This window comes from Capnocytophaga genosp. AHN8471 (assembly GCF_016806945.1).
Taxonomy (GTDB): Bacteria; Bacteroidota; Bacteroidia; order Flavobacteriales; family Flavobacteriaceae; genus Capnocytophaga; species Capnocytophaga periodontitidis.
Window position 1 is genome coordinate 124617 of sequence record NZ_JAESPJ010000004.1, and the last position, 24074, is coordinate 148690.

General features: G+C 36.6%; 26 protein-coding genes. 15 read left to right on the forward strand and 11 right to left on the reverse strand.

Annotated elements, in window-relative coordinates:
* The 8 genes from JMN12_RS01010 (at position 1) to frr (ending at position 5347) form a co-directional block, all read left to right on the forward strand.
* The gene (locus tag JMN12_RS01010; RefSeq protein ID WP_009413602.1) at positions 1–858 is read left to right on the forward strand and encodes a GH25 family lysozyme; all 858 of its coding nucleotides are present in this window, start codon (positions 1–3) and stop codon (positions 856–858) included.
* The gene (locus tag JMN12_RS01015; RefSeq protein ID WP_203136246.1) at positions 855–1424 is read left to right on the forward strand and encodes a 5-formyltetrahydrofolate cyclo-ligase; all 570 of its coding nucleotides are present in this window, start codon (positions 855–857) and stop codon (positions 1422–1424) included. Before JMN12_RS01010 ends, JMN12_RS01015 begins: the two co-directional genes overlap by 4 nt.
* 150 nt (positions 1425–1574) lie before the next feature.
* The gene (pyrH, locus tag JMN12_RS01020; protein ID WP_203136248.1) at positions 1575–2282 is read left to right on the forward strand and encodes a UMP kinase; all 708 of its coding nucleotides are present in this window, start codon (positions 1575–1577) and stop codon (positions 2280–2282) included.
* A gap of 466 nt (positions 2283–2748) precedes the next feature.
* Positions 2749–3171 (forward strand): hypothetical protein, encoded by a 423-nt coding sequence (locus JMN12_RS01025; protein ID WP_203136258.1) that lies wholly within the window; start codon positions 2749–2751, stop codon positions 3169–3171.
* A gap of 250 nt (positions 3172–3421) precedes the next feature.
* Positions 3422–4141: a nitroreductase family protein gene (locus JMN12_RS01030; RefSeq protein WP_203136268.1), complete on the forward strand. Its 720-nt coding sequence runs from the start codon at positions 3422–3424 to the stop codon at positions 4139–4141.
* A gap of 203 nt (positions 4142–4344) precedes the next feature.
* Positions 4345–4548 (forward strand): hypothetical protein, encoded by a 204-nt coding sequence (locus tag JMN12_RS01035; protein WP_203136270.1) that lies wholly within the window; start codon positions 4345–4347, stop codon positions 4546–4548.
* Positions 4548–4781, forward strand: coding sequence for a hypothetical protein (locus JMN12_RS01040; RefSeq protein WP_198466090.1), 234 nt, complete (start codon positions 4548–4550; stop codon positions 4779–4781). The genes JMN12_RS01035 and JMN12_RS01040 overlap by 1 nt, the downstream gene beginning before the upstream one ends.
* An 11-nt stretch (positions 4782–4792) precedes the next feature.
* Positions 4793–5347, forward strand: a complete 555-nt coding sequence (gene frr / locus JMN12_RS01045) for a ribosome recycling factor (RefSeq protein ID WP_002678917.1) — start codon at positions 4793–4795, stop codon at positions 5345–5347.
* 2 nt (positions 5348–5349) lie between these two features.
* Here frr and JMN12_RS01050 read toward each other — a convergent pair whose 3' ends face one another.
* Complete coding sequence (locus tag JMN12_RS01050) at positions 5350–5493, reverse strand: hypothetical protein (protein WP_203136273.1); 144 nt, start codon at positions 5491–5493, stop codon at positions 5350–5352.
* Between JMN12_RS01050 and prfB the strand changes: the two genes are divergently transcribed.
* From prfB to JMN12_RS01080, 6 genes are all read left to right on the forward strand, one after another.
* A protein-coding gene (gene prfB / locus JMN12_RS01055; protein ID WP_095902361.1) for a peptide chain release factor 2 occupies positions 5487–6594 on the forward strand; the annotation gives its coding sequence in 2 pieces (ribosomal slippage) (positions 5487–5546 and positions 5548–6594; 1107 coding nt in all). The two genes, JMN12_RS01050 and prfB, sit on opposite strands and share 7 nt — an antisense overlap.
* A 12-nt stretch (positions 6595–6606) precedes the next feature.
* Complete coding sequence (locus JMN12_RS01060; protein WP_203136283.1) at positions 6607–7674, forward strand: leucine-rich repeat domain-containing protein; 1068 nt, start codon at positions 6607–6609, stop codon at positions 7672–7674.
* Positions 7675–7676: 2 nt separating this feature from the next.
* On the forward strand, positions 7677–8660 hold the full coding sequence (locus JMN12_RS01065; protein ID WP_203080595.1) for a leucine-rich repeat domain-containing protein: 984 nt from the start codon (positions 7677–7679) through the stop codon (positions 8658–8660).
* A gap of 37 nt (positions 8661–8697) precedes the next feature.
* Positions 8698–9075 carry a hypothetical protein gene (locus tag JMN12_RS01070; RefSeq protein ID WP_203080596.1) on the forward strand — a complete coding sequence of 126 codons (378 nt, stop codon included), beginning with the start codon at positions 8698–8700 and terminating at the stop codon, positions 9073–9075.
* On the forward strand, positions 9050–9274 hold the full coding sequence (locus tag JMN12_RS01075) for a hypothetical protein (RefSeq protein ID WP_203080597.1): 225 nt from the start codon (positions 9050–9052) through the stop codon (positions 9272–9274). Before JMN12_RS01070 ends, JMN12_RS01075 begins: the two co-directional genes overlap by 26 nt.
* Complete coding sequence (locus JMN12_RS01080) at positions 9271–10989, forward strand: alpha-amylase family glycosyl hydrolase (protein WP_203080598.1); 1719 nt, start codon at positions 9271–9273, stop codon at positions 10987–10989. Before JMN12_RS01075 ends, JMN12_RS01080 begins: the two co-directional genes overlap by 4 nt.
* A gap of 105 nt (positions 10990–11094) precedes the next feature.
* On the opposite strand, the gene JMN12_RS01085 is transcribed toward JMN12_RS01080, so the two are convergent.
* The 3 genes from JMN12_RS01085 to JMN12_RS01095 all read right to left on the reverse strand — a co-directional run bounded on the left by JMN12_RS01085 (position 11095) and on the right by JMN12_RS01095 (position 14881).
* Positions 11095–12450: a peptidylprolyl isomerase gene (locus JMN12_RS01085; protein WP_034555793.1), complete on the reverse strand. Its 1356-nt coding sequence runs from the start codon at positions 12448–12450 to the stop codon at positions 11095–11097.
* A gap of 111 nt (positions 12451–12561) precedes the next feature.
* Complete coding sequence (locus JMN12_RS01090) at positions 12562–13728, reverse strand: hypothetical protein (RefSeq protein WP_088594125.1); 1167 nt, start codon at positions 13726–13728, stop codon at positions 12562–12564.
* Entirely contained in the window at positions 13709–14881 is a 1173-nt protein-coding gene (locus JMN12_RS01095; RefSeq protein ID WP_203080599.1) for an AIR synthase related protein, read from the reverse strand. The genes JMN12_RS01090 and JMN12_RS01095 overlap by 20 nt, the downstream gene beginning before the upstream one ends.
* A gap of 94 nt (positions 14882–14975) precedes the next feature.
* Between JMN12_RS01095 and JMN12_RS01100 the strand changes: the two genes are divergently transcribed.
* Positions 14976–15713: a shikimate dehydrogenase family protein gene (locus JMN12_RS01100; RefSeq protein ID WP_088594127.1), complete on the forward strand. Its 738-nt coding sequence runs from the start codon at positions 14976–14978 to the stop codon at positions 15711–15713.
* Positions 15714–15722: 9 nt separating this feature from the next.
* On the opposite strand, the gene rsmA is transcribed toward JMN12_RS01100, so the two are convergent.
* The 7 genes from rsmA to ppk1 all read right to left on the reverse strand — a co-directional run bounded on the left by rsmA (position 15723) and on the right by ppk1 (position 24073).
* Positions 15723–16496, reverse strand: coding sequence for a 16S rRNA (adenine(1518)-N(6)/adenine(1519)-N(6))-dimethyltransferase RsmA (gene rsmA / locus JMN12_RS01105; RefSeq protein WP_088594128.1), 774 nt, complete (start codon positions 16494–16496; stop codon positions 15723–15725).
* Between the two features lie 4 nt (positions 16497–16500).
* The gene (locus tag JMN12_RS01110) at positions 16501–17577 is read right to left on the reverse strand and encodes an LptF/LptG family permease (RefSeq protein WP_203136285.1); all 1077 of its coding nucleotides are present in this window, start codon (positions 17575–17577) and stop codon (positions 16501–16503) included.
* A gap of 13 nt (positions 17578–17590) precedes the next feature.
* Positions 17591–18721: a tRNA guanosine(34) transglycosylase Tgt gene (gene tgt / locus JMN12_RS01115; RefSeq protein WP_203136291.1), complete on the reverse strand. Its 1131-nt coding sequence runs from the start codon at positions 18719–18721 to the stop codon at positions 17591–17593.
* Positions 18722–18806: 85 nt separating this feature from the next.
* Positions 18807–19841, reverse strand: coding sequence for a DUF445 domain-containing protein (locus tag JMN12_RS01120; RefSeq protein WP_203136293.1), 1035 nt, complete (start codon positions 19839–19841; stop codon positions 18807–18809).
* Between the two features lie 65 nt (positions 19842–19906).
* Entirely contained in the window at positions 19907–20254 is a 348-nt protein-coding gene (locus JMN12_RS01125; RefSeq protein WP_088594132.1) for a DUF2853 family protein, read from the reverse strand.
* 39 nt (positions 20255–20293) lie between these two features.
* Entirely contained in the window at positions 20294–21967 is a 1674-nt protein-coding gene (menD, locus tag JMN12_RS01130; protein ID WP_203080601.1) for a 2-succinyl-5-enolpyruvyl-6-hydroxy-3-cyclohexene-1-carboxylic-acid synthase, read from the reverse strand.
* Complete coding sequence (gene ppk1, locus JMN12_RS01135) at positions 21968–24073, reverse strand: polyphosphate kinase 1 (RefSeq protein ID WP_203136302.1); 2106 nt, start codon at positions 24071–24073, stop codon at positions 21968–21970.
* Between the last annotated feature and the right edge of the window lies 1 nt (position 24074).

Consider the following 24074-nt stretch of genomic DNA (forward strand, 5'->3'; position numbering starts at 1 on the left):
ATGAGAAAAAAACAAAGAAAGGCACCTCGTGCCCTCAGAAGAAAAAAGTCTAACGCTTTCAAATACTTAAGTGTATTTTTAGCGTGTCTTTTGTTGTTGGGGGTAGGAGGTGCTTTTTATATTAGAAACTATTATCCAGCCCTTTATCAAAAAATCCTCAATAAACTCACTTCTCGCAAAATGAATTCTACTTATGAGAGTGCGCGTATTGAACGCATAGTGAGTTTGTATTACGACAAAGTATTCGGTATTGACCTTTCTCACTATCAGGAACGCGATGAAATACAATGGGATAGCCTTTACATCAAAAACAAAACAGTTCGTTACCCCTTGCAATTTACTATTTTTAGAGCGACAATGGGCAACGAAGCTACCGATAAAAACTTCATTCACTTTTGGAAGGAAGCTAAAAAACATCAACTGATACGAGGAGCTTATCACTACTATCGTCCCGATGAAGATCCTGTGTTACAAGCTCAATCTTACCTCAAAAACACTACGCTTGAAAAGGGTGATTTCCTGCCTATATTAGATGTAGAACAGTTGCCTAAGAAAAAAACAAAAGAACAGTTCCTTAAAGATATACAAACGTGGTTAGACCTCGTTGAAAAACGCTACAAACGCAAACCTATACTTTATACTTATATCAGTTTTTATGAAGATTATTTGTACCCTACTTTTAAGAGTTATCATCTTTGGGTAGCTAACTACAACAATGTATCGGTGCCTACTTCGGTATTTACTTGGAAGATGTGGCAATTTACTGAAAATGGCATTACTGCAGGGGCTAAAGTGAAGATAGACTTTAATGTTTTCAATGGAGACATTACCGAAATACAATCCCTTTTAATCAAATGACCAAGAAAGAATTACGGCAACTCTACAAACAAAAACGCACAGCCTTATCGGTAGCTAAGCGAGAGATGATGAGCCTACAAATCGCTCAGCAGCTTTCACTATGTGATATATGGAAATATAATTGTTATCACCTATTCCTATCTATTAAAAAACTCAATGAGGTTGATACAACCCCTATTCTACAACTTCTTTATGAAAAAAACAAACAAGTAGTGGTGCCAAAAATGAACTCCGAAATGCGAACTCTTACTTCTATACCATTTACTAAAGACACTATTTTACAAACAAATAGTTGGGGAGTGCCAGAACCTAAAGATGGAATTGCTATTTCTGCACATAAAATAGAAGTAGTGTTTGTCCCCCTTCTCACTTGTGACCTCTATGGTAATCGTATAGGTTACGGAGGAGGTTACTATGACCGATTTTTAGCAGAATGCCTCCCAGAAACTCTTAAAATAGGGCTTTCATTTTTTTTACCTGAAGAAAATTTTTCGTCTATTTCCCTTCCTACTGATGTTCGTCTTACTCATATAGCAACCCCAGATAAAATTATAACAATTGAATGATTATCAGTTGTTTTCGACTTATAGATGCTTTATTAAAGATCTAAGTCTTTGACAAAGTGTTCTATAAATCCTTAAAATAATTTGTGTAATACTTCTATTTTCTTTATTTTTGCCCTCAAAATTAGTGAATTAAGTCAATTATCAATTGAAATGAAATATAAACGTATTTTACTTAAACTCAGTGGGGAAGCCCTTATGGGGGGTCGCCAGTACGGTATTGACCCTGCTCGATTAAAAGAATACGCTACCGAGATAAAAGAGGTAGTAAAACAAGGAGTAGAAGTAGCTATCGTGATTGGTGGCGGGAATATCTTTCGTGGGGTAGCAGGTGCCAGCAATGGTATGGACAGGGTGCAAGGCGACTATATGGGAATGCTTGCGACTGTTATCAACTCGCTCGCTCTACAAAGTGCGTTGGAAGATGAAGGTATCTTCACCCGTTTGCAAACAGCCATTAAGATGGAAGCTATCGCTGAGCCTTTTATCAAACGTCGTGCTGTACGCCACTTAGAGAAAGGGCGTGTAGTTATCTTTGGGGCAGGAACTGGTAATCCTTACTTTACAACTGACTCGGCAGCTGTACTTCGCGCTATTGAAATCAATGCGGATGTAATCCTCAAAGGGACTCGCGTAGATGGTATCTATACTGCAGACCCTGAGAAAAACCCTGATGCAGTGAAGTTTAGTCACGTCTCTTTCAATGAATGTATTGATAAAAACCTTAAAGTAATGGATATGACGGCTTTTACTCTTAGCCAAGAGAACCATTTGCCTATTATTGTATTTGATATGAACAAAAAAGGCAATCTCGCTAAAGTAGTAGCAGGGGAAAATGTAGGAACCGTAGTTAATGATTAATGGTTAATGGTTAATGGTTAATGGTTAATGGTTAATGGTTAATGGTTAATGGTTAATGGTTAATGGTTAATGATTAATGGTTAATGATTAATGGTTAATGATTAATGGTTAATGATTAATGGTTAATGATTAATGGTTAATGATTAATGGTTAATGATTAATGGTTAATGATTAATGGTTAATGATTAATGGTTAATGATTAATGGTTAATGATTAATGGTTAATGATTAATGGTTAATGATTAATGGTTAATGATTAATGGTTAATGATTAATGGTTAATGGTTAATGGTTAATGGTTAATGGTTAATGATTGATGGTTAATGGTTAATGATTGTTGAATAAGTGAATTGGAGATTTTCTGAAAGCCCTAAGCTTCTCAGAGGCTCTCATCACTTTCTAAAAATAAATACTCCAACAAGGGGGTAACATATAAAAACACTAATTTTTTATCAAAATATTACAACTATGAATTATTGGTTATTAGCAGGAGGATTGGTAAATATTCTTGTTGGTTTTCTACATATAGGAGTTATAATCTTTGGTGCATCTTGGTATCAATTTTTTGGTGCAGGGCAATCTATGGTACAAATGGTAAAAGAGGGACGTATTTTTCCTCATCTACTCACATTAGCAATTGCCTTATTATTATTTGGATGGGGTATATATGCGTTTGCTGGAGCTTATCATTCTTTCGTTCTCCCTTATACTCGTTGGGTTATTCTTTGCATTACATCAGTATATCTTATACGGGGAATAGGAGGTTTTTTCATAAAACCCGATATAGACAATACTCAAGCCTTTTTGTGGTATAGTTCTGCTATTTGTATAATCATTGGAGGTATTCACGCAATTGGATTGATACAAGTATGGAGACAATTAGAGCAATAATCCCGTGTGTTGTATGATCTTTTAGCTCTTTTATAAGAAGCTAAAGGTTTCACTTAGGGTGAAGATTTTAATGATTAATGGTTAATGATTAATGATTAGATTTTGATATAAACTTTGCCAAAGTTTATAATTGCTTGTCGTGCTACGACCTTTGGCAAAGTGTAGTGATAAGTAACTCGGAGCCCCTTATAAAACTCCAAGTCCTCTGAGTTTCTCATCATTCTCTAACAAGTAACAACAAATAAACAATATGTTAAAAGACATTTTAGATTTTAGAAGGGCAGTGCGTTATTACGCTCCTACGCCTATTAGTGAAGAGAAGGTGCGGGAGTGCCTTAAATTGGCTACTCTGGCTCCTACCACGTATAATATGCAGTTGTATGAAGTATATCACATCACCGATAAGGAACTACTCAAAAAACTGGGACACGCTTGCCTTGACCAAGAAACGGCTACTACAGCACAGCAAATGGTAGTATTCGTTGCCCGACAAGACAAACACCGTCTGCACGCCAAGAAGGTTCTAGAGTTTGAACGCGGTAATATACAGCGCAATAGTCCGCCAGAGAAACAAGCCAAGCGCATCAAGGAACAAGAGAAGTTTTACAACCAGCTGATGCCTTTTCTCTTTAGCAGGTGTTTTGGTCTTTTGGGTCTTTTGCGCAAGACTTTTGGGGTAGTTAGCAGTTGGTTTCGCCCTATGATGCAACTCGTTTCTGAAAGTGATATGCGGGTGAATGTACACAAGAGTTGCGGATTGGTAGCGCAAACCTTTATGCTGGCAATGGCAGAAGCAGGCTATGACACCTGTCCTATAGAAGGCTTTGATAGCCGACGCGTAAAAAAGATATTACACCTGCCTTATGGAGCAGAAGTGAATATGCTCGTATCTTGCGGACTGCGTGAAGATCAAGGCATTAGGGGAGAACGCTTTAGACTGCCTTTTGAAGAAATATACAAGAAGAAATAAGGACAATGATTAATGGTTAATGATTAATGATTAATGGTTAATGATTAATGGTTAATGATTAATGGTTAATGATTAATGATTAATGGTTAATGATTAATGGTTAATGATTAATGGTTAATGATTAATGATTAATGGTTAATGATTAATGGTTAATGATTAATGGTTAATGATTAATGGTTAATGGTTAATGATTAAAATGATTAATGGAAGTATTATTCAATTGGTGTTGTGAAGTAATGCAATCATTGGCAAATTTTACAGGGTTTACCTATAAAGAAGTGAATGTTATTGTCTTTATTTTTCTAATGCCTATGGTAGATATTGCTCTTTTACTACTTTTTGTAGTTAAATACATACAATACAGAGCGAAAAGGCGCTTTATTAAAGAATTAGAAGCACAATGCTAATGGAACAAAATCTATTACATAGATGTTTTGACCTTGCAGTGGAAGGCTTGTATTTATTAGCAGATTCTTTTGGAACTACTTATGAAGCAGTGAACATCTATTTGTTTGTGATTATACAACCATTATTGACAATTTTATTGATTGTCGGTATTTTCTTCTTTCATAAGAAGAACAATAATCTACAAATGAAAATTAAAAAGTTATTATCTAATAAAACTAATACTAATAAATAAAACAATATACAATGAACGAAGAAATTAATATTATCTTAGACACTACAAACGAGGCGATGCAAGAGGCGTTGCAACACTTGGACAAGGCTTTGGGCAATATTCGCGCAGGTAAGGCAAGTCCGCAAATGGTAAGCAGCGTAATGGTAGATTATTACGGAGCGCAAACCCCTCTTAGTCAGGTAGCTAACGTGTCAGCTCCCGACTCACGTACCATTTCTATTCAGCCTTGGGAAAAGAAAATGATTCAACCTATTGAGAAAGCTATCCAGATAGCTAACTTAGGTTTTAACCCAATGAATAATGGCGAAATGGTGATTATCACTGTTCCACCACTTACCGAAGAACGTCGTCGTGAACTTGTAAAACAAGCTAAGGGTGAAGGCGAAGATGCTAAAATCAGTGTGCGCAATGCTCGACAAGATGCTAATAAGGAAATCAAAAAAGTAGAAACTTCTGACGATATCAAGAAAGATGCCGAAGAACGCGTACAAAAACTCACCGATAAATACATCAAAAAGGTAGAGGAAGTATTAGCTGCAAAAGAAGCTGAGATACTAAAAGTTTAGGTTTAGGTAAGAGGTAAGAGGTAAGAGATAAGAGGTAAGAGGTAAGAGATAAGAGGTAAGAGATAAGAGATAAGAGGTAAGAGATAAGAGGGGATAGGGTATAGTAATATAATAAGTAATAAGAAATAAGAAATAAGAAATGACAAATAACGAACAAGTTAAGGATTTAGTGAATCGCCTGGGTGCGTTAAGGAGGTATCTTTGACATAGATGCCAAACGTATTGAAATAAGTAACGAAGAAGAGAAGACTTTTGCACCTGACTTTTGGGATAATGCCAAAGAGGCTGAAAAGGTGATGCGTGAACTTCGCACTCAAAAGAAATGGGTAGAAGATTATGAGGAAGCTGAAAGTCTTACCTCGGATGTGGAGGTATTACTTGACTTCTTTAAAGAAGGTGAAGCTACTGCCGACGAGGTAGACCAGCAATACGCACAAGCCCTACACGCTATTGAGGCATTGGAATTTCGCAATATGCTCTCTGATGAAGGCGATGCGATGAGTGCTGTACTGCAAATTACTGCAGGAGCAGGCGGTACTGAAAGTTGCGACTGGGCTTCAATGCTCTTGCGAATGTACACAATGTGGTGCAACAACCAAAAGTATAAGGTAAAGACGCTCAACTTCCAAGAAGGTGATGTAGCAGGTATTAAAACAGTTACTATTGAAATTGAAGGTGAATATGCTTTTGGTTATCTCAAAGGAGAGAATGGTGTACATCGCTTGGTGCGCATCTCACCTTTTGATAGCAATGCTAAACGCCATACCTCATTTGCCTCGGTATATGTATACCCGCTGGCAGATGATACTATTGAAATAGAAATCAACCCTGCGGATATTACCTTTGAGACAATGCGCTCGAGTGGAGCAGGCGGGCAGAATGTAAACAAAGTAGAGACAGCAGTGCGCTTACGTCACCACCCTACGGGAATTATTATTGAGAACTCCGAGACCCGCAGTCAGCTTGATAATAAAAACAAGGCGTTGCAATTGCTCAAATCGCAGTTGTATGAGATAGAACTCAAAAAGCGTCAGGCTAAACGCGATGAGATAGAGGCAGGCAAGATGAAGATAGAGTGGGGTTCACAAATACGCAACTATGTGATGCACCCCTATAAACTCGTGAAGGATGTACGCACTAATTACGAATCTACTGATGTAGATAGCGTAATGAACGGCGAACTCGACGAATTTCTTAAAGCCTACTTAATGCTTATGGGCACAAGTCGCACGGGCGATACTGATTAATAGAATATAACTTTGCCAAAGGTTGTAGCACAACAGGCTATAAAACCTTTGGCAAAGTATTTTTTAATAATACAGCTATTTATGTACAGCTATTTTACCGATAAATACAATTTAAAAATTATTTATTCCCATCAAGGGTATGGCAATTTCATACGATTATACAGAGGAATACCTGTGGAATTATTTTTAAAAGAAAATGATATAAAATCATTTGATGATTTTTTGCCTTTTGCTGATACTGTAAAAAGTATAAATTTTTTGAGGTGCACTTTAGATGATTTGAGTGCACTTAGTAAATTTAAAAAGCTCAAGGAATTATTTATTTATGATGGCATTATCCAATCAAAGCGATTTTGTCAATTTCTTCAGTTACCTTCTTTAAAAGAATTGACTATTTCTAATCAAAACTATCCAGAAGAAAATCCTTATGTATATTCGTTGGCAGAGGCTCATTTGCCTTCTTTGAGGAGTTTAGATATAGGAGATTTTGAAACAGATAGTTTAAAAGATGTATGTTTACCTTTTTTACGGGAGTTGGTATTGCCTTATTCGGTTAATAGTTTGAAAGGAGCTTATATTCCTTTGCTTGAGAAATTGGATGCTGAACATTTTAAAGAAATAGATGTTACATTGCCCAAGCTCAAAAAATTACATATAAAGTTAAAAGGTTTTGATTTTTCTTCATTTAAAAATACTCCTAATTTGCGAGAATTGTATGCAGTTCATACTTATTATGATGACCCTCAAACTTTTGATGGCTTGGAGGTACGCAAAAAATTAAAATATATTGAGATGCTATCTTGTCCTTTTAAAAACTTTCTTCCGTTTAGCAAGTTGAAATCTCTTGAGCATTTGGATGTGAGTTATGGCTCCGAAATAGAAAGTTTAGAAGGCTTAGAGCAATTGCCAAATTTAAAAAGGCTCTGTTTGTATGACAATGATTTTATCAAAGAAATAGATGATATATCGCTTATTAAGAATTTAAAAGTATTAGAAATAGAAAAACATAAGGTTCTAAAAATAATAGATGAAATAGAGAAACGAGATATTGCACTTTGGATAATACCAGATGAAAGTTGATAATGAACAAAGAAATTCAATTTTATTTAGATTATGATGGAAATAATCTCGCTTTATTAGAGATAAATAACGCGAGTGATAAAACTATTTTACAACTAAAAGAAATAGAGAATCATATTATTAGGCTTCGTTTTGAGGAATCTCCTAAATCTGAGAAGTTACAAGTGCTATCAGAGGTGCTCGCACAGCCTCATAAATCGGTGTTTATATTGCAATTGCTAAGAGAAAACAATCAAGAGGCTTGGATAAATATAGAGGATTTTAAAAGTGTATGGAATGTAGAGCAAGTGTTTATTAGCAATAGAGATTGGGGATTTGATTCGCTCAAAGGTATTGAATATTTTCAAAATCTAAAAGAATTAGTTTTGGCACTTCGGTATGATAAAAATCTAAGTCTTACACCTTTGGAAGCTTGCCATAAATTAGAAAAGATTAACTTAGAACTTCCTCTAACAAAAAAACAACATCAAGAGCTATCAATGTTGCAATCATTAAAGAAAATGAATGTGAGAGGCTTACAAACAGATTTAGTTCAAGCAATGCCCGCTATGGAGTTTTTGGAAGTTCAAGGGCTACAAAGTACAGATCTCGACAAGAAGATGCCTAATTTGAAAGAGTTGTTGCTATTTAATAGCAATAAGTTAGAAGACATCAGTTTTATTTCGGGGTTAATACATTTAGAAAGTTTATCGTTTTTGGGAGCTAATAAAATTGCTAGACTCCCTTCACTTGCCAAACTAAAACAACTTACCTATCTTTCGTTGATGAATATGAAAGAACTCACTGATATTTTCAGTATCAAAGAGGTGAAGCAACTGCGCCGTTTACGTATTGCTACCAATTCGTTTAGATCAGAAGATTTGTCTTGGCTTGTTCCTGAAATATTTCCTTTTTTGGAAAGTATTACAATAAAACTCAAAACGATGAAAGAAACAAGAAACTTTTTGGAGAGATTTCCCGATATAGGTAAGATACAATACGATTAGATTAAAAAGAGATACAACGATTAAAACTATTTTAGTGATGCTATATGGAATTTGTTTTTGGTTGTTGAACAAGAATAAAGACAATATTTTATTAGATAACAGTGGAATAGAAATGTTTGAAGCATTAAATCCGCAAGGAAAGTTATTTACTATCCTTGAAGATTTAAGTACATATTATAAAATATCTTATGGTGATAAAGTATTCATTATACGAAAAGAAGCTATGAAAGTTATAGAAGGTAGTTTTTTAGAAATAGGTACTTTGGTATCGGTAGTAGCCAGTGGAAAACAAGCTATTATAAAAGATCGATATTGGCATTTTAAAGATAGTAAGCCTTTTTACATTTTATTAGGTAGCAGTAGAAGATTTTTTGAAGAAGAGTTGCTATATGAAGAAAGAAATATTAATATGTAGCGATTGTAATTATGACAATTTAGTAGCTGAGATTTATATAGATGATAAATATATAGCATTAGTTAGTTATGATGATAATGGTAATCTCTTTGTAGAAACACCTACTATCAAGCTAATTAATAAGGATATGATAAGTCATAAGATTGACTATGATGTATTTATTGAGTTATTAGAAGAAGCTAAAAACAGTTTAAAATGAACGAAAAAATAGTAGTTTACCAAGTGTTAACAAGGCTTTTTGGGAATACTAATACTACCAATAAAGCGTGGGGCACTAAAGATGAAAATGGAGTGGGTAAGTTTTCGGATTTTACTGAGAAGGCTCTATTAGAAATAAAAAAATTAGGAGCTACACATATATGGTTTACAGGGGTGTTACATCACGCACTCACTACTGATTATACAGCTTATGGCATCAGTAATGACTTTCCGGCGGTAGTAAAAGGACGCGCGGGTTCTCCTTATGCCATAAAGGATTATTACACTGTAAACCCAGACCTTGCTGACAATCCCGCACAACGTTTGGAGGAGTGGGAAGCCCTTATTGCACGTACGCACCAGTGCGGACTGAAAGTGATTATGGATATAGTGCCTAATCACGTGGCACGCCGTTATGAGAGTATTGCTAAACCTGAGGGAGTAAGAGGTTTTGGGGAAGATGATGATGTTTCGGTAACTTATACTATAAATAACAATTTCTATTATAATCCCAACGAGGCTTTTAAACTACCTGAAGGTATTTATGGCGAGTATCACGAGTTTCCTGCTAAATGGACAGGTAATGGGGCGCGTGCTTCTCAGCCCGATCGCAATGATTGGTATGAAACCGTAAAGCTCAATTATGGCGTACGCCCTGACGGTATTAAGGATTTTCCAGAACTACCTATAGGTTTTGAGAGTGAAGATACAGAAGTGCATTACCATTTTTGGCAAGACAAAACTGTGCCTAATACTTGGCAAAAGTTCAAAGATATTGTTTTGTATTGGCTTGGGAAAGGTGTAGATGGATTTCGTTATGATATGGCTGAAATGGTACCTGTGGAGTTTTGGAGTTATCTCAATTCGACTATAAAACATCATAACCCAGAGGCTTTTCTGCTGGCTGAGGTATACAACCCCAATGAATATTGCCCTTACTTGCACATAGGCAAGATGGATTACCTCTATGACAAAGTACAGCTATATGATACACTACGAGCTATCGTTAGCTACGGACATACCACTGATGCAATTGCCCCTATACAAAACAACCTCTCTGATATTTCAGACCGTATGTTGCATTTTTTAGAAAACCACGATGAGCAACGTATAGCCTCACCAGAATTTGCAGGCTATGCCGAAAAGGCTAAACCTGCAATGGTAGTTTCTACCCTCATTAGCGAGTCACCGGTGATGGTGTATTTTGGTCAGGAGGTGGGAGAGAGAGCGGCAGAATGGGCAGGTTTTGGCAGTCCGTCGCGTACTTCTATTTTTGATTATATAGGAGTCCCTGCTCATCAACGGTGGGTGAACAACAAACAGTATGATGGAGGTCAGCTTAGTAATTCAGAGCGAGCATTACGTGATTTCTATCAGCGATTACTCAATTTAAAGGTCAATGGTGCTTATATTGATTTGCATCAATACAATCGAGAGCACACCGTTTATTACAACGACAAAGTGTATAGTTTTGCGAGAGGGAATGAAGAAGAGCAATGGGTGATGGTGTGCAATTTTAGTGAACACGAAAGCTATGGTTTTGATTTGCAATTGCCAGCCTATTTGCTAGGCAGTTGGTTCTTGAATGACGGTACATATACCCTTAGCGATGCTCTTTACCACGAAAAGCAAACTACCCTATATATAGAAAATGGCAAAGGAAGATTGCGAGTAGATATAACCCCTTTGGAGTCTTTAGTGTTTAGAATTTCTTGATAAAGTATTTATATTGGTAATAAAAGAGTGAGAAATAAAACTTATGATAGTTTTGTTTCTCACTTTTTATTTTTTAGATATTTTCCCATTGAAGATAAGAGGAAATTATTTCTTCAGCCAGTTATTTTCAAACTTACAATTTTTATATTCTCCATTTACTGAAATGTAAGTCTTTTCAATGTGTTCTTTCATCCACTTGTTGATAGCTTTTAGCTGTTTTTCTTTGAGGGCTAAATCTTGTATTTTTACGTAGTCCTTTACAAAATCGGCTTGGTGTTCATCAATACGGTTTGTAATTTGGTAAATCTTATAAGTCTTTTTACCTGTTCTGTCTTCATCGAGGAAAGGTACTGACACCTCATTATCTTTTAGGTCTGAAATACGTGCGTAAAGGGTAGGCTCTATACGGGTAAGTTCAAAACGAGTAGAAAGATCTTCAGGGTTGATAAGCTGACCGCCATCGTTACGAGTTTCTTTTTCATCAGAGAAATTACGTGCAGCCTCATCAAAAGTAAGTTCTTTGTTAATGATGCGTTCGCGTATTTTAGCTATTTTTTCTTTAGCTTCGTTGAGAGCTTCCTCAGGGATATCAGGCATTAATAAAATGTGGCGTACACTCACTTCTTTACCACGAATCTTGTCCATTTGGATAATATGCCAACCGAAACTTGACTCAAAAGGTTTAGATATTTCGCCTTCTTGCAAGGAGAAAGCTACATCCTTGAAAGCTTTATCGAAAGCAGAATTACGGTTGAAAGTAAGGACTTGTCCGCCAGTAGCACGATCTTGAGAGTAAAGAATGGCTTTGGTAGAAAAACTCATACCATTTTCCTCTACATCCTTTTTAATATCATTGAGTTGATCTATTACTTTTTGTACTGAACTCTTGGGGGCAACTGGGTTTACCACAATTTGAGCTATTTCTAATTCAGTACCAAAATGCGGACGCTCATCGGCTGGTATAGCATTGAAGAAGGTGCGTATTTCTTCAGGAGTTACTTCTACATCTTTTATAATTTGTTGTTTCATACGCTGAGCGAGCATACTCACCTTTAAAAGGTTGAAAAGTTCGTCGCGCATAGATTGTTCGTCATCTTTTTTGTAGAACTGTAATAGTTTTTTGATGTCACCCCCTAATTGAGCAGTTAAAAACTCAATACGTTGGTTCACTTGGTCGCGTACTTCGCTATCGGTGAGCTTCACACTATCTTGCACAGCTTGGTGAGCATAGAGTTTATCCTCCATCAGTTTGCCTAACATCTGGCAACGGTTGATTTCACGGGTATCTACGTCTTGTTGTTGCAAATCAATATACGCTTTGTCGATATCCGATTCTAAAATTAGATAATCACCTACTACAGCTGCCACGCCATCTACCTTTTTACGCTCGTTGTTTTGGGCAAAAAATGGAGTGGAAAACAACAACATTACAAGAACCGACCAAATTTTTGTTTTATTCATAAACTTTGTTATTAACTTTAAACGTTCTATTACCATATCAAAAGATGTGCCTAATTGCACTAACTAATTTGCAAAAGTAGTATTTATATTCGAAAAATGAAACATTCTACGTTATTTTATTTTAAAACTACCGATGAGCCACCCTATTGCAGGGAAGTAAAAAGGAGCAGTGAATAACCACAAATACTCATAAAAATTGCTAAAAATAGGGTAGTTTCCAATAACTGAAAATCCCTTATAGGTGATTAATCCTTCGGTGGTGATAAAACAAAAGAGAAATAGATAAATAAGCCAACGGTTTACTTTATAAACATCTTCTAAAAACAGCAGAAGACCTATGGTTACAATCCCCAGAAAATTGAAGTGCAAATAACTAATTAACAGGTCGATGTTTTTAAATAAATAGGGGGTAAGCACAGGGAAAGCACCAGTGAACATCATTGCTACTTTGGCAATAAAAAAACTGATAAAAACCGTTGCTAAAAAGCTCTTTGGTTGAGTTTTTAGGTATAGGCGCAATATCATTATTACAGAGGTAAGCCAAATAAGCACAGAAACTCCCCCAACGATATAGTAGATAGGATAACTAAAATAGCCTACCCACGAGATAAAAAGCGACCCTATAATTCCCGCTTGAAATAGGATAAATATGCGCTTGATAAGTTGAGGGTATTGTATATCCCAACCATATTTTTTCACAAAGAGTCCCATTAGGCTACTAAGCATCCATCCATTGTATTGAAAGTGCAAAAAGAAGGCAATGGAACACATATACATTTCAGAAAATTTACCAAATTTTACGATAGTTACAGGCATAAACCATATTCCTAAACTTGATAAAATAAGATAAAAGATACCCATCTTTACAAAAGGGGAGGTTGCATATTTTATAAAGAATCTCGCAAAGAAGTAGGTACAAATGATAAATACTGATGAAAAACTGATAGAAATGGCTCCATATCCTTGAAAAGGGAAGCTACAGAGCATACCTAATATTGAAAATTGGGTGATGTAGAATAGCCAACGGTAGCGTTTGTGTAGTTGATTGTTGAAAGGGATAAAAGTTCGCGCTAAGATAGCCGAAAGTAGTATGTATACAAAACCTAAAAGAGCTAAGTGTGAATGGGTGTGCACAATATTCCGATAATTGAATACAAAAGGATAGTCGGCTACTTGTACTGAGCGCATAAAGATACCCAAGCACACTACTATAACGAAATAGGTAAATGCCCATCGTACATCAGTTCGTATGTTTAATTTAGTATTCAAAAGTACCATATTCGCTTTTTATAGTTAGACATTTTTTATCAGAAGCCTCTACATATCCTATTACTTGAGCCGGTACGCCAAAAGATTCTGAGATAGCTATCAAATCCTCGACAATAGCTTCAGGTACATAGAGTTCCATACGATGACCGCAGTTAAATACTTGGTACATTTCCTTCCAATCGGTTTTAGATTCTTCTTGAATAAGTTGAAAGAGAGGAGGAACGGGGAAGAGATTGTTTTTAACAATATGCAAATTATCTATAAAATGCAATATTTTAGTTTGTGCTCCTCCACTACAATGTACCATTCCACATATTTGGGTATTGTCATATTTTTCTAATATTTTTTTGATAATAGGAGCATAGGTGCGGGTAGGGGAGAGGACAAGTTTTCCAGCGTCTATAGGAGAACCTACAACACTATCAGTGAGGTGTTTAGTTCCTACATATACAAGCTCATCAGGAACTGAAGGATCAAAACTTTCAGGGAATTGATTTGCTAATGATTTGTTGAAAACATCGTGTCGAGCTGAGGTAAGTCCGTTGCTACCCATACCACCATTATAAGAAGTTTCATAAGTAGCTTGCCCATAAGAAGCCAATCCTACAATTACATTGCCTGCTTTGATGTTTGCATTATCAATCACTTCACTACGTTTCATACGTGCTGTTACAGTGGAATCGACAATGATAGTGCGGACTAAATCACCTACATCGGCAGTTTCACCTCCTGTAGAGTGAATATGTACCCCAAAGTTAGCCAATTCATTGATAAGTTCTTCAGTACCATTGATAATTGCTGAAATAACTTCTGCAGGAATGAGGTTTTTGTTGCGCCCTATAGTAGAAGAAAGCATAATGTTATCTACTGCTCCTACACACAATAAATCATCTATGTTCATTATGAGAGCATCTTGAGCAATGCCTTTCCACACACTTAGATCGCCAGTGGTTTTCCAATACATATAAGCTAAAGCGGACTTAGTACCTGCACCATCAGCGTGCATTACAAGGCAATATTGGTCATCACCAGTAAGATAATCGGGGACTATTTTGCAGAAAGCTTTGGGGAACAATCCTTTATTGATATTTTTGATAGCTTTATGCACTTCGTTTTTCGCAGCCGAAACTCCACGTTGTGCATAGCGTTTACTTACTTCCATTATAATTTAATTTTGAGAGGCAAAGGTAAGAATAATTTGTCAATTAGCAAATTGGCAAATTAATTAATTATCCTTATCTTTGCCAAAAAAAGAAATGAATGACATATATGCATTAGTAGGTAAGAATATAGATTATTCTTTTTCAAGAAATTATTTTACCGAAAAATTTAAACACGAAGATGTGAAAAGCAGTCAGTATGTGAATTTTGACATCCAAAATATTGATGAACTGACAGATTTATTGCGTGCTACACCTAATTTAAGAGGGATGAATGTAACCATTCCTTATAAGCGTGATATTATGAAGTTCCTAATAGCGGTAGATCCTACTGCTTATGATATAGGAGCTGTAAATACCATACAAGTAACGCCTAAAGGACTTATAGGCTACAATACTGATTGTTATGGCTTTCGAGAATCATTACGTCCGCTCTTACAACCCCATCACACTTTTGCTCTTATATTGGGTACAGGAGGGGCTTCAAGTGCTGTAGCGTACGCTCTTAAGCAATTAAGAATTAGAGCTCAATTTATATCCCGTACTCCTAAAGAAGGTCAGTTAGCTTATGATGAACTTACCCCTGAACTTTTTCAAAAGTATACTTTGATTGTAAATTGTACTCCCTTAGGAACTTTTCCAAATATTACAGATTGTCCTCCAATTCCTTATGAATATCTCACTCCACAACACTTGCTCTACGATCTCATCTATAATCCTGCAGAAACTACTTTTTTACAAAAAGGGAAACAGCGAGGGGCTACCATTTGTAATGGTTTGCAGATGTTAGTGTTACAAGCTGAAAAATCGTGGGAGATTTGGCAAAAAAAGTGAGCTAACAAATTAATGTTGCTCACTTATTACTTTAGTAATACGCACAAAATCTTGCCAAGGCAATTGTTCAGGGCGTTTATCAAATATAGAGTCTTGTTTTAAATTCTCATCTATAAGCAGTGATTTTAGACTATTGCGAAGGGTTTTTCGCCTTTGATTAAATGCTGTTTTTACCACCGTAAAGAACAAACTTTCATCACAATCTAAATGAAAGTCAGTTTTGCGTACTAATCGTATCACTCCACTTTTTACTTTTGGAGGAGGGTTGAAAACTCCTTCAGAAACAGTGAATAAGTAGTAAGCATCGTAGAAGGCTTGTACTAAAACTGATAAGATACCATACGTTTTGCTACCTTCGTGTTCACATATACGTTCAGCTACTTCTTTTTGAAACATTCCACTAAACTCAGGAACATACTCTCGCAATTCAAGCAATTTAAAAACAATTTGAGTAGAAATATTGTATGGGAAATTACCAATAATAGCGAAGGGCTCCCCTATATAATCAGTTATATTGTATTTCAAGAAATCATCGGCAATGATTTTTCCTTTGAGCTCAGGGTAATGCGTTTCTAAATAAGCTACTGATTCTTTATCAATTTCAACGATGTGTACATCAACATCTTTTTTGAGTAAAAACTGAGTGAGTACTCCCATTCCTGCCCCTATTTCTATCACTTTATTATAACCTTTTAGTGATAGTGTATCTGCTATTTTTTGAGCGATGTTTAAATCCTTTAAGAAATGTTGCCCTAAATGTTTTTTTGCTTTTACTAATTCCATAAATCTAACTTCTTACTTTTCGGAGTAACAAAATAGCTAAGGTAAGGAAAATAAGGTTAGGCAAGATGACAGCCATCAATGGAGATAAGCCTCCTGAGGTTTGGGCAAGGGTTCCAAACACACGGTCGAAGAACACAAAGCTAAACCCTACAACTACCCCCACCATTAAGTTGATTCCCATTCCTCCGCGCTTTTTCACCGATGAAACAGCCACGCCGATAAGCGTAAGGATAAAGGCAGTACTTATTGCGCCCCAACGGCGGTATTTTACCAATAGATACATATTTAAATTGGGCGAACCTTTCATCTTTTCGCGTTCAATGAACTTGTTTAGCTCAAACAAGTTCTTATTTTCCGCTGTATATTCCATCGGCATTAGGTCATCAGGCTTGAAATTGAATATCGTGTCTAACTGGTCGCGTTTCACTATCACATCGTCGCCCTCCCCTATCTTTCTTTTGGAGTAATTGGTAAGCCGATAGGTTTTCGTGCTGTCTATCCACTGAATCGTTTCGGCATTTATCTTTTCCGTCATCTTAATACCATCAAAATGTTCTACTGAAAAGTTATACCCGCGTTTGTCTTGGTAGTTAAACGAGCTTACATAAAGGTAATCGTTATCAGAAAACTGATTGTAGAGGTCTGAAACGCTTTCCACCTTCGAAGAACGTATATACTTATTCCAAAAATCATTATACACAGTGCTGGCAGCGGGTACAATAAACATTCCCATAAAAAACACTATCACCGAAATGATACTCGCACCCACGATATACGGACGCAAGAAGCGCATATACGATACACCTGAGCTCTGGATAGCGATTATCTCGGTATTATTGGCTAACTTTGATGTAAACCAGATGATGGAGAGGAATAGCAAGATGGGAAACAATATATTGGCAAAATAAACGATAAAACTGAGGTAATACCACAGTATTTCGTTCATCGGGGCGCCTTTTTGTATCATCTTATCTACTTTTTCAGATAAATCTACGATAATTCCGATAGGAATAAAGAGAATTATCATCATAAAGAAGGTAAGAAGATAACGTTTTAAGATGTACCAGTCGAGTATTTTCATTTTTTTGTTTTTTTTATAAACGATTTGACATATCAGCAACCATTTTTGTCTTCCACGTAAGGAAAGTACCCGCTACAATTTGTCGGCGAGCTTCTCTCACAAGCCATAAATAGAAACCAAGATTGTGAATTGAAGCGATTTGTTTGCCCAAAAACTCGTTAGCAGCGAATAAATGACGTAAATAGGCTTTCGTGTAATAGGTATCTACGTAAGTATGCCCATCAGGGTCTATGGGCGAGAAATCATCTTCCCATTTTTTGTTTTTAATATTGATAATTCCTTTTGCAGTAAAGAGCATTCCGTTGCGAGCATTGCGTGTGGGCATTACACAATCCATCATATCTACTCCCAAAGCAATATTTTCCAATATATTAACGGGTGTACCCACTCCCATAAGGTATCGGGGCCTGTCTTTGGGGAGAATATCGCATACAAGTTCGGTTATTTCATACATTTGTTCTACGGGTTCGCCTACTGATAGCCCCCCGATAGCGTTTCCGTCGGCATTTTTGCTTGCAATATATTCGGCAGACTGTGTACGAAGGTCTTTATAGACTGACCCTTGTACTATCGGGAATAAACTTTGATGATAACCGTATTTAGGAGGTACTTTTTCGAGGTGAGCAATGCATCTATCGAGCCACCTATGTGTAAGATGCATTGAACGTTTTGCATAACCATATTCACAAGGGTAAGGCGTGCATTCATCAAAAGCCATCATAATATCAGCACCTATACTGCGCTCTATTTCCATTACTTTTTCGGGTGAAAAGACGTGAAAAGAGCCATCGATATGGCTTTTGAACTTTACACCTTCTTCTTTTATCTTTCGGTTGGCAGCCAATGAATATACTTGATAACCACCGCTATCGGTAAGTATGTTTCTATCCCAATTAATAAACTTATGTAAGCCTCCTGCTTTTCCCAAAATGGGTGTTTGAGGTCGCAAATAGAGGTGATAGGTGTTCCCCAAGATAATATCGGCATTAATATCGTCTTTCAGTTCGCGTTGGTGCACTCCTTTCACGCTTCCCACCGTTCCCACAGGCATAAAAATGGGGGTTTCAATCACGCCGTGGCTGGTAGTAATCTTCCCAGCACGTGCTTTAGTATGTTCGTCTGTTTTTAGTATTTCAAAATCCATAGTTGAAACATTTTCGGGCGCAAAGGTAGGGAAGAATTAGCAAATTAACAAATTAGAAAAGTTAGCAAATAGGCTAATATCTCTTTCAGAATAACTGAGTAAAGGCGTAAATAGCCAAACCGACTAATCCGCCTACCAAAGTGCCATTGATACGGATAAATTGAAGGTCTTTACCTACTTCCAATTCAAGTTTTTCACTCAATTCGCGTCCCTCCCAGTTCTCCACCGTATGACTGATGAGTTTTCCCACTTCCTCTTTGTTTTTTAGCACAAACTGATAGGCAGTTTTCTGTACCCAAGCGTCTATTTGGTGTTGCAGCTGGGCATTTTGGCGGAGTTCATCGGTGAGGCGCTCCGTAGCGGTACGCAGTAGCTTTGCAAGATGTTGTTCCCACTCAGGAGTATTGAGTTTTTCAGCAAATTCATATAATTGCGCTGTAATTTCAGCCCTGATAGGGTGTGTTTCATCTTCCGATGCTTTTAAAGCTAATAAGTAAAGTCCATTGGCAACTTTTTTAGCAATTTTGTTTTTTAGAAATGAAGGAGTAAGAGAAGAAAACTGTTCTTTGATTTCTTGATGTATGAGTTCTTCATTTTCAAAGAGATATGTAGCTATTTTCTCAAAAACATATTGGAGAAATTCTTGGTGTTTATTTTCATCTAAAAAGGAAATTAGAGCTTCACTTACTTTTTTATTGAGAGGAATGTCCTTTACAAAAGATTTAATCTTAGTTAGTGTACTTTCTTTTGAAAGTTGTTCTATTATAAAGGTAGAGACTTTAATATTGGTAATATAAGGACGTATTTGTTTAGGTTTCAAAAAGTTCTCCACTACAAAATCACCTAAGTTTTCACCTATATCATTTTTTCGTTCCTCAATGAGGTTAGTATGAGGAATGTTTAATCCTAAAGGCTTGTGAAAGAGCGCTGTTACTGCAAACCAATCGGCAAGCGCTCCTACCATAGCAGCTTCAGAAAAAGCCTTTATATAACCTATAAAAGTGAGTTCGGGATCTTTTTTATGCCATACCACCATTACCATATAAATGATGAGCATCAAAACAAAGAGCCCCGTAGCTATATTCTTGTGGTGTTGTAGTTTTCTTTTTTTATCCTCCATTTATTCTATTACTTGTTATCTGATAAAAAAGGCTGCTCAATAGATGAACAGCCTTTTTTGATTTTTTATTTGTTATAAACGCTTTCTTTTTTGAAGTGTTTAGCTAACAAATAATACACAACTGCACGGTACTTATTTCTGTTAGATTTTCCATACTTTTCAAGTACAGCATCAATAGCTTTGTCTAACTCAGGACCATCTTTCAAGCCTAATTTTTTGATTAGGAAATTTTGTTTTACACGGTCTAACTCAGTTTGGTCAGAGCCAGATACTTTAGAAGCATCGTTGTTGTAGATAGAAGGGCCTAAGCCTACCGTTACTTTTGTTAAGAACTCTACATCTGGGTTCTTTTCACCACATTTTTCTTTCAAATCTTGGGTGTACAAAGCGATTAAATCATCACGTTTACTCATAATTTTTTATATTTAAAATTATTAATGCGGTAAAGGTAGTTATTTTTTCAATACCTCAAAATATTTTAACAAAACTTTATCATTTATTTTTCGTGGTGTATGTACTTCTAAGAGCTTAGGTACATCCGATTTTTCATAAAAATCACTTATTTTTCGTTGTAAATCAGTGATATTGGTAGCTAACTGATAATTGATGTTGTACATTTCACAAAAATGCTCGGCTGTGAGTTTGTGAGGTGTCTCAAAGAAATATTCAAAGTTAGGATCAGTTTTATCACCAGGGAGTATCCTAAAGATACCTCCCCCTTGATTGTTGAGAAGAATTATTCTGAAGTCTTGTGGAATATACTTGTTCCAAAGTGCATTACTATCGTAGAAAAAACTTAAATCACCCGTGATAAAAACGGTAGGCGATGCACTCCCGACAGCAGCCCCAATAGCTGTGCTCATACTACCATCAATACCGCTGGTGCCACGGTTGCAAAACACTTTCCAAGAAGGGTGTGCTTTCATCAGTTGGGCATATCTGATAGCTGAACTATTGCTTATTTGCACAATATAATCATTAGGGATACTCTTAAATACTTCACAATACACTTTTAAATCGGAGAAAGGGGTTTGATTGATATACTCTAAATGAGTTTGTTGTATCTCGTTTTTTACCCCCAACCACTGTTGTTGATAGTTAGAAGACACACTCATTAATTTAGGGGTAACCTCTTTCAGAAAAGTATTGATATCTGCTTTAAAATGAGCTGTTAAACAGAAATATGAATTATAATCTTTGTGTAAATCTACATTATAGTGATAGGCAGGTTGATAAGAACGCAAGAACTGTTTTATCTTTTTGGAAACTACCAGACCACCAAAAGTAAGTAATAGATCAGGGCGTAAGGCTTCTTTTAGAGTAGGGTCTTTTTCGGTATAAGTGAGTAATTTATCGATATAAGGAATAAAATGCGAATGGTGCAAGTTCGATGTAGTTTCAGTGAGTACCACTACGGAGGGGTCTTTGGCAAGCCATTCAACATATTGAGATTCTACACTATTGGGTGTTAATACCCCTACTAATACCATTTTTTTAGCCGAAGAGTTCCAATGTTTCACGAAATTAATAGCTTTATCCTCATTAATAATAGGATTTTTGATTTCTGCAACGATGTTCTCAAAAGGATACTGTTCTTCGGTAGTGAGATATAAGGGTTCTTCAAAAGGTACGTTGATATGCACTGGTAATTGCTCCTCTATAGCTGTATTCAACGCTCTGTTTAGTTCATAAAAGTTGCTTTTATCGCTATGCGTTTCATCTGATAGATTGGCATTGTAGGCACTGTGGTTTGCCAGTACATTCACCTGACGTATGGTTTGTCCGTCACCTATATCTATTTTGCTTGATGGGCGGTCGGCAGAGATAACTACCAAAGGGATATTACTGTAAAAAGCCTCTGAAAAAGCAGGATAGTAATTGAGTAAAGCAGATCCTGAAGTACATACTACTGCCACAGGCTCACGCCGTTGTTGAGCAATGCCTAAGGCAAAGAAAGCGGCGCAACGCTCATCTACAATACTATAACAGTTAAAATAAGGATCATTGGCGAAACCAATGGTTAGAGGGGCATTACGCGACCCAGGAGAGATGACAATGTGTTTTATTTGTTTGGCTTTACAGGCTTCTATTACGTGTTGAGCTAGTTTAATTTGTGGTCTTTTCATCTATTCGGTGAGCTTGTTTTTATGCTGATAATACTCATATAGGGCTACTTGAGAGCGCAAGGCAGGAGTGGTGTGAGGACGATAAGTATTGTCTTGCTCTTTGTTGATGATACGCGCCTTTACATTATCAGCCCAACTTATTTCGAAGGTATCTATCAACTCTTGCTGTATTGATTTATCGTAAATAGGGCAACCTACTTCTACTCTGAAAGAAATGTTGCGCGTCATCCAGTCGGCTGAGGAGATATATACTTTAGGGGTACCTCCATTGCCAAATATAAACAAACGTGGGTGTTCTAAGAACTTATCGACGATACTAATTACCTCAATATTCTCGCTCATTCCTTCAATACCAGGTACTAAGCAACAAATGCCGCGTACAATCATTTGTATTTTTACTCCTGCACGGCTGGCTTCGTATAGTTTATCAATCATCTTGTAGCTGGTGATGTTGTTCATCTTTAGCTTGATATATGCCTCTTTGCCCGCTTTAGCATTCTTGATTTCCTCATCTATCAGGTGTTTAAGTTGTTTTTTGGTATAGTGAGGAGAGACTATTAAATGCTTGAATTTTTGCACATTATAGTTGGTGTCAAAGAAGTTGAACACTTTGTTTACCTCTTTGAGAATCTCTTGATTTGCAGTAAACAGTGTATAATCAGTATAGATTTTAGCTGTACTTTCGTTGAAGTTACCCGTACTGATAAAACCATAACGTTTCAGTTCTTTACCTTCTTTGCGTTCAATTACGCATATTTTACTATGCACTTTGAGTCCGCGTACGCCAAAAATGAGTTTTACACCTTCTGCTTTTAGTTGTTCAGCATATCGTATATTTGATTCCTCATCAAAGCGTGCTTGCAGTTCTATCTGAACGGTTACTTGTTTACCGTTTTTCACTGCATTGATGAGTGAATTGACTACTTGCGAGTTCTTTGCCAAACGATAAATGGTTATTTTTACCGACTTCACTTTGGGGTCAAGGGCAGCTTCTCTCAAAAACCATATAATGTTAGAAAAAGTATGGTAAGGTGTGTATTGTAAATAGTCCTTTTCGGCAATTTTCTTTAGTAAACTCTCTTCAGAGGTAAGTCCTTGTACGGGTAGAGGTTGTATAGGAGCATAGGTCAAATCCTTACGGCCTAAGCTGGGAAAGCTCATAAAGTCGCGACGGTTGTGGTAACGCCCTCCAGGTATTACACTATCAGTTTTTGCAATCCCCATCTTCTCGAATAAGAATTGTAAGGTGTCCTTATCAATCATCTTGTCGTATACAAAACGCACTGGTTCCCCTTTGCGCCGGTCTTCCACACTGGTAGAGATTTTTTCGATGAAACTTTTGCTCAAATCATCGTCGATGTCTAATTCGGCATCACGGGTGATTTTAATCATATTTGCTGTAAGCGATTCGTAATTGAAGATGTTGAATATTTTGTGCAAACAGAAACGAATTACATCATCCAGCATAATGATATAGTGTTTGTCACCTATCTGAGGTAGTTCTATAAAGCGGTCGAGAGTAGTAGGTAACTCAATCAGTGCATATTGTATTTTTTCTTTGTAGACACGTGATGAAAAGAATTTTTCTACACCTGAAGCTTTCTCGTCCTCTTCCTTTAGTGTCATTTTTACTGCCAAATACGCCACATCATCTTTCAGTTGAGGAAACATCTCCAAATCGTTGAGGATAATAGTAAAGAGGGCAGGACGCACTTTGTCGTAGAAATACGTATTTACAAAGGCTTCGTGCTCAGGTAATAAGGTCTTTTCATCTACTATAAAAATTTGCTCTTTCTCTAATTCTTTGGTGATAGAGTCAATGATTTTCAAACTTTCATCTTGCAAAAGAATTACCTCTTTAGTAATTTCTTCTAAAAGCTCTTTAGCGTGTACTCCTAATTCTTTGTCGGAAGTTTCGTTCATAACAACACGTTTCACTGTAGCGTAACGCACTTTGAAGAACTCATCTAAGTTGTTAGAAAAAATACCCGCAAAGCGCAAGCGCTCTAATAGAGGCACGCGTTCATCGGCAGCCTCTTGGAGTACGCGAGCATTGAATCTGAGCCAACTCAATTCGCGGTTGATATATTGATTTTCTGTTTTCATT